Below are 6,489 nucleotides of genomic sequence, written 5' to 3' on the forward strand. Positions count from 1 at the left end.
TGACTCAGGCGACGCGTTAACGAAAAACGGCTTGGCAATCGCCAAGCCGTTTCTTGTCCCGGTCCGTGCCGGGACAGCGAACAAGCTGAACCCGCCATCCGCTCACGCCCTATCGCGCCATCAATCGATGCGCAACGACGAGAGCGGAATCGAACGCTGATTCAGCACGAACGCTTATTCCCACTCGATCGTCGCCGGCGGCTTGCCCGAGATGTCGTACACCACACGGTTGATCCCGCGCACCTCGTTGATGATCCGGTTCGACGCGCGGCCGAGCAGCGCGTACGGCAGATGCGCCCAGTGTGCGGTCATGAAGTCGGTCGTCTGCACCGCGCGCAGCGACGTCACGTAGTCGTACGTGCGGCCATCGCCCATCACGCCCACCGACTTGACCGGCAGGAACACCGCGAACGCCTGGCTCGTCAGGTCGTACCAGCTCTTGCCGACATCGGCTTCGCCGCACAGGCCGGCAGCCGCATCGTGCGCGGTCGCGGTCGTGTTGCGCAGTTCCTCGATGAAGATCGCGTCCGCGCGGCGCAGCAGGTCTGCAAACTCGCGCTTCACTTCGCCGAGGATCCGCACGCCGAGGCCCGGGCCCGGGAACGGATGGCGGTACACCATCTCCGGCGGCAGGCCGAGCGCGACGCCCAGCTCGCGCACTTCGTCCTTGAACAGGTCGCGCAGCGGCTCGAGCAGCTTCAGGCCGAGCGTTTCCGGCAGGCCGCCGACGTTGTGGTGGCTCTTGATCGTCGTCGCCTTCTTGGTCTTCGTACCGCCCGATTCGACCACGTCCGGATAGATCGTGCCCTGCGCGAGCCACTTCGCCTTCGACAGCTTCTGCGCCTCGGCCTGGAACACCTCGACGAACTCGCGGCCGATGATCTTGCGCTTCGCTTCCGGATCGGTCACGCCGGCCAGGTGGCCGAGGAACTGCTCGGATGCGTCGACGTGCACAACCTTCGCGTGCAGGCGGCCCTCGAACATGTCGAGCACCATCTTGCCTTCGTTCAGGCGCAGCAGGCCGTGGTCGACGAACACGCAGGTGAGCTGATCGCCGATCGCGCGATGGATCAGCGCGGCCGCGACGCTCGAATCGACACCACCCGACAGGCCGAGAATCACTTCCTCGTCACCGACCTGCTCGCGGATCTTCGCGACGGCTTCCTCGATGTGGTTTTTCATGATCCAGTCGGGCTTCGCGCCGGCGATCTGCAGCACGAAGCGTTCGATGATCTGGCGGCCCTTCAGCGTGTGCGTGACTTCCGGGTGGAACTGCACCGCGTAGTAGCCGCGTGCCTCGTCGGCCATGCCGGCGATCGGGCAGCTCGGCGTCGATGCCATCAGCGCGAAGCCCGGCGGCAGCTCGGCGACCTTGTCGCCGTGGCTCATCCAGACCTTCAGCATGCCGTGGCCTTCGTCGGTCTTGAAATCCTCGATGCCGTCGAGCAGGCGCGTATGGCCGTGCGCGCGCATTTCCGCGTAACCGAATTCGCGGTGGTCGCTCCACTCGACCTTGCCGCCGAGCTGCACGGCCATCGTCTGCATGCCGTAGCAGATGCCGAGCACCGGCACGCCGAGATCCCATACGGCCTGCGGCGCGCGCAGCTGATGGTCTTCGTACGTGCTCGCGTGGCTGCCCGACAGGATCACCGCCTTCGGCGCGAACTCGCGGACGAAGTCGTCGGACACATCGTTCGGATGGATTTCGCAGTAGACGTGCGCTTCGCGCACGCGTCGCGCAATCAGTTGGGTGACTTGCGAACCGAAGTCGAGAATCAGGATTTTGTCGTGCATGGCTGCGGACGGGATGAAGAGAATAAGAAAAGCAGCGCATCATTTACATCATGCGCTGCGTCAATAGCATGGACAGCGGCGTCGGGCGGAAGGCAGCACGCGCGACGCATGGCCGGTCAATCCTGCATCGGCGGGCGTTCGTCGAGTGCGACGCCGCCTGACGATTGACTGGAACCGGATGAAGCCGGTGACGATGCGGCGGATGCCGCAGGACGGCTGACGACGGGTTCGACACGCTGCGGTGCGGACGACGACGCGGGCGTCATCGCCGGCTCGGCCGGACGCTGCGCCGGCGCACGCGCGTCGAGCGCCTGCGCTTTCTCGCGCCGGCGCACGGCCGATGCGAGCCGCACGCCGCCGAGGCCGAGCACGATCAGCACGACACCGGCCACGGCCGACAGCACCCGGCCGGCGGCAGCCAGCGCGGGACCGCTGCCGGTGCCGATCGACCAGACGATCGTCAGCACGCCGGTCAGCCAGTACACGTGGCCGACCGACCGCGCGACGGGCGCCGTGAGATCCCCGTTGAACGCTGCATGAAACGCGAGCCACGCGAGCCCGAGCAACGCGATGCCGAACGCCTGGCCCAGCATCGCCGGCTGGACGCTCGCCAGCTGCAGCGCGTTGAACAGCGACTGCCAGGGCGTCAGCACGAACAGCACGCCGAACGCCAGCAGCAGCACGGCATCGACGATCAACACGGCTCGCAGCAGCGGTTTCATCGGCGATCAGTCCACGTGGTAGTTCGGCGCTTCCTTCGTGATCTGCACGTCGTGCACGTGCGACTCGCGCATGCCCGCCGCGGTGATCTGGACGAATTCAGCCTTGTCGTGCAGCTCGTCGATCGTCTTGCAGCCGCAGTAGCCCATGCTCGCGCGCACGCCGCCGACCAGCTGGAACAGGATCGCGTTGACCGAACCCTTGTACGCGACACGGCCTTCGATGCCTTCCGGCACGAGCTTGTCGATGTTCGCCGAGTTGTCCTGGAAGTAGCGGTCTGCCGCGCCGTCCTTCATCGCGCCGACGGAACCCATGCCGCGGTACGACTTGTACTGGCGGCCCTGGTACAGGAACACGTCGCCCGGCGATTCTTCGGTGCCCGCCAGCATGCTGCCCATCATCACTGCGTTCGCGCCGGCCGCGAGGGCCTTCGACACGTCGCCCGAGAAGCGCACGCCGCCGTCGGCGATGCACGGCACGCCCGTGCCCCGCAGCGCGTCAGCAACGTTCGCGATCGCGCTGATCTGCGGCACGCCGACACCGGCGACGATCCGCGTCGTGCAGATCGAGCCCGGGCCGATCCCGACCTTGACTGCATCCGCGCCGTACTCGACCAGCGCCTTCGCGGCGGCGGCCGTCGCGATGTTGCCGCCGATCACTTCGACGTGCGGGTAGTTCTGCTTGACCCAGCGAACGCGCTCGAGCACGCCCTTGCTGTGGCCGTGCGCGGTATCGACGACGATCACGTCGACGCCGGCCTGCACCAGCAGCTCGACGCGCTCTTCATTGTCGGGACCGACGCCGACCGCCGCGCCTGCGCGCAGCTTGCCGTGTTCGTCCTTGCACGCATCCGGGTGCTCGGTCTGCTTCGTGATGTCCTTGACGGTCATCAGGCCGCGCAGTTCGAACGCGTCGTTGACGACCAGCACGCGCTCGAGGCGGTGGCTGTGCATCAGCGCCTTCGCTTCGGCGAGCGGCGTGCCTTCCTTGACCGTGACGAGGCGCTCGCGCGGCGTCATGATCGACTTGACAGGCTCATCGAGGCGGGTTTCGAAACGCAGGTCGCGGTTCGTGACGATGCCGACGAGCAGCGGGCCTTCGACGACCGGGAAGCCCGAGATGCCATGCTGGCGCGACAGCGCGATCACGTCGCGCACCTTCATTTGCGGCGGCACCGTGATCGGATCTCGGACGACGCCCGATTCGAAACGCTTGACCTTCGCGACCTCGCGGGCCTGTTCGGCCGGCGTCAGGTTCTTGTGGACGATACCGACGCCACCCTGCTGTGCCATCGCGATCGCGAGGCGACCTTCGGTGACCGTGTCCATGGCGGCGGACACGAGCGGCATGTTCAGGGAGATGTTGCGGGTCAGCTTGGTCTTGAGGCTGGTGTCGCGCGGGAGAACGTCGGAGAAGGCGGGAACGAGGAGCACGTCATCGAAAGTGAGTGCTTTTTGGATCAGACGCATGGCAAATCCTATGGGCGCAAAAGCGAATTATACGCGAAGCGCTGCGAATTTTCACAACACGAACAACGGCTTAGCCGCTTTCCTCCGTTCGGGGGCCGAATCGTTCGGTTCGCCGTTCGGTTCGCCGTTCGGTTCGTTTTCGATCGCCTTTCGTTTCACCGTCGCATCGCGCCATTCGCGCAACGGGCCGCGACACCGCATGTGCGCCCGTCGCGGCCGCGCTGCACGGCGGTAGCGGCCGCGGTCGAGCGCCGCGCGGCGACGGCCAAAGTGGCTCGCGCCGCGGCCTCACAGGAGCCCGGCCGCGCGCACGATCATCGCGATGCCTGCCCCGATCGCGCCCCAGCCGACGATCTGCGCGACGCGCTCGCCAGCCGGCACCAGGCGCTCGGCGGCCATCGCGACCGTTACGACGGCCATCACGCGCAAATCCATCGCGCCGGCTGCCAGCGCGACCGCCATCAGGTTCCCGCAACAGGCGCCGCAACGCATTGCGGCTCGCACGCCGTGCCACCAGGCGGCGCCCGTGTGCTCCCGTGGCAGGCCTGCATCCGCCGCCGCGTGACGGCAGCAGGCCAGCCGGTGCGCCTTCCAACCCGAAAGCTGCCACATCCCCGCACCGGACACGATCGCACCGGCCGCGAACGGCATCGCACGGGCGAGCGCCGGCAGCCGGACAGCGGCGGCGGTCAGCGCGGCGCCAGCAGGAAACACAAGCGCCCCAAGCGCCATCCATACCGCGAAATATCCCGCGCCGGCTACAACGACCAGCCAGGTCGAACGCGCCGCGGCCAACGGACCCACGCTCTGCCGGTATCGCCAGAGCACCGGCGCCAGCACGGGCAGCATCATCGTCACCGTCATCGTGCCCCACATGCCGGCGAACGCCGCGAACGTGCGTCCGGCGCCCCATCCGCACGGCCGCTGCCATGCCGCCGAGGTCATCCAGCCACCGGACACCGGTACGCCACCCATCGCGGCCATCGACGCGTGCTGCGCGACGGTCGCGATCGCGGCGACGGCGAACACGGCCACCAACGCCGCCCCGAAGGCCCGCTGATCGGGGCCCGCATCGCCGGCCGCCCGCCGTGTCATCGCCCGCCCCCACCCGTCGCCGGCGCGCTCAGCCGCGTGCGTACTCGTCATGACGACGCCACCACGGGCCGGTCTCGTTGCGCCCGCGCGGCGCGCGATCGAGCCACTGGTACATCCCCCACAGCCCGTCGAGCCCGCGCGCATAGGTCGAATACGTGTGATAAACCGCGCCGTCCTCGCGCACGAACGCGCTCATCCCCGGCCGGTCGAGCGAATACGTGACCGCATCGGTGCCGCAGGTCGCCGCGAACGCCACGACGGGTGCCGGCGGCGGATCCATGTCCATTGCGTGGCCGGCCCGCGCGTAGTTGTACTCGACGTCGCCCGCGCGCTGCTGCGTTTCGGTGAACGACACATTGAAGTCGAAGTTGAAATCGCTGCCGACCGACGACGCCCACGGGAAGCTCCACCCCATCCGCTGCCGGTAAGCGAGCAGCTTCGCGAGCGGCGCGCGCGACACGGCCGCGAGCGTCACGTCGTGGTTCGCCAGGTGCACGGCAAAGCCGTCGAAACCGTCGGCAATCGACGAACACGACGGGCAACCGGCCTTGTAGTCGGGGCCGAACATGAAGTGATAGACGAGCAGTTGCGACCGGCCGCGAAACAGGTCGTCGAGCGTTGCCTGCCCGTCTTCGGTGTCGAACCGGTACGTCTTGTCGACGCGCACCCACGGCAGTGCCTGGCGCCGCCGTGCGAGTTCGTCGCTTTGCCGAGTCAGCGCCTTTTCCGCGTCAAGCAGCGCGCGGCGCTCGGCCAGCCATTCTTCGCGCGTTCCGGTGAGATGGGTCGTCATTGCAGGTGCCTCCTTCCGATGGGTTTCCGGGCACGGCGTCCGGCGCCGTGTGCATGGTGCTAGATTAGTGGCGGGCATCGAGCCGGAGGGAGTGACAAGTGTGTCGGGATTCGGATGGATTCGCTGATCACGGCGGCTGCGCGCGCGCTCGCGGCCGGTGACGCGTTCGGCGCGCTGAACCGCGTCGCGCTGCGCGACGACGCACCGGCGCTCGCGCTGCGCGGGATCGCGATGGCGCAGCTCGGCGATTTCGAACGCGCACGTGCACTCGTGCGCAGCGCCGCACGCGCGTTCGGCGCAAGGGAGGCCGTGGCGCGTGCGCGCTGTGTCGTCGCGGAAGCGGAGATCGCGCTCGCGTCGCGCGACCTGCGCTGGCCGACGCGCGCGCTCGATGCCGCCTGCGCGACGCTCGACGCGCACGGCGACCGCGCGAACGCCGCGCATGCGCGCTATCTCGGCGTGCGCCGGCTGCTGTTGATCGGTCAGCTCGACGATGCCGAACGGATGCTTGCGAATCTTGATCCCGCGCCGCTCCCGGCAGCATCGCGCGCCGCCCATGAGCTGATCGCGGCTGGCATCGCGATGCGCCGCATCCGCACGCACGCGGCCCGCGCGGCG

5 protein-coding genes and 1 pseudogene are annotated in these 6,489 nt (G+C 68.1%); 1 reads left to right on the forward strand and 5 read right to left on the reverse strand.

The window, feature by feature from the left end; genetic code table 11:
• Positions 1-174: 174 nt before the first annotated feature.
• The 5 genes from guaA to BDO18943_RS21115 form a co-directional block, all read right to left on the reverse strand.
• On the reverse strand, positions 175-1,794 hold the full coding sequence (gene guaA / locus BDO18943_RS21095) for a glutamine-hydrolyzing GMP synthase (RefSeq protein WP_011352431.1): 1,620 nt from the start codon (positions 1,792-1,794) through the stop codon (positions 175-177).
• A 116-nt stretch (positions 1,795-1,910) separates the two neighbouring features.
• Positions 1,911-2,516 (reverse strand): hypothetical protein, encoded by a 606-nt coding sequence (locus tag BDO18943_RS21100; RefSeq protein WP_175023884.1) that lies wholly within the window; start codon positions 2,514-2,516, stop codon positions 1,911-1,913.
• A 6-nt stretch (positions 2,517-2,522) separates the two neighbouring features.
• Positions 2,523-3,983: an IMP dehydrogenase gene (guaB, locus tag BDO18943_RS21105; protein WP_175023885.1), complete on the reverse strand. Its 1,461-nt coding sequence runs from the start codon at positions 3,981-3,983 to the stop codon at positions 2,523-2,525.
• Between the two features lie 288 nt (positions 3,984-4,271).
• The gene (locus tag BDO18943_RS21110; protein WP_175023889.1) at positions 4,272-5,078 is read right to left on the reverse strand and encodes a DUF2182 domain-containing protein; all 807 of its coding nucleotides are present in this window, start codon (positions 5,076-5,078) and stop codon (positions 4,272-4,274) included.
• A 28-nt stretch (positions 5,079-5,106) separates the two neighbouring features.
• A complete protein-coding gene (locus BDO18943_RS21115) occupies positions 5,107-5,871 on the reverse strand; it encodes a DUF899 domain-containing protein (RefSeq protein ID WP_175023886.1) in 765 nt (254 codons plus the stop codon).
• A 114-nt stretch (positions 5,872-5,985) separates the two neighbouring features.
• On the opposite strand from BDO18943_RS21115, the pseudogene BDO18943_RS21120 reads away from it, so the two are divergent.
• A pseudogene (locus BDO18943_RS21120) lies at positions 5,986-6,489 on the forward strand (helix-turn-helix domain-containing protein); the annotation flags it as partial.

The organism is Burkholderia aenigmatica, assembly GCF_902499175.1.
GTDB classification, from domain to species: domain Bacteria; phylum Pseudomonadota; class Gammaproteobacteria; order Burkholderiales; family Burkholderiaceae; genus Burkholderia; species Burkholderia aenigmatica.

Bases quoted from the DNA above. Each gene is read 5' to 3' on its own strand.
- guaA (WP_011352431.1), bottom strand. From the start codon at position 1,794: ATGCACGACAAAATCCTGATTCTCGACTTCGGTTCGCAAGTCACCCAA.
- BDO18943_RS21100 (WP_175023884.1), bottom strand. From the start codon at position 2,516: ATGAAACCGCTGCTGCGAGCCGTGTTGATCGTCGATGCCGTGCTGCTG.
- guaB (WP_175023885.1), bottom strand. From the start codon at position 3,983: ATGCGTCTGATCCAAAAAGCACTCACTTTCGATGACGTGCTCCTCGTT.
- BDO18943_RS21110 (WP_175023889.1), bottom strand. From the start codon at position 5,078: ATGACACGGCGGGCGGCCGGCGATGCGGGCCCCGATCAGCGGGCCTTC.
- BDO18943_RS21115 (WP_175023886.1), bottom strand. From the start codon at position 5,871: ATGACGACCCATCTCACCGGAACGCGCGAAGAATGGCTGGCCGAGCGC.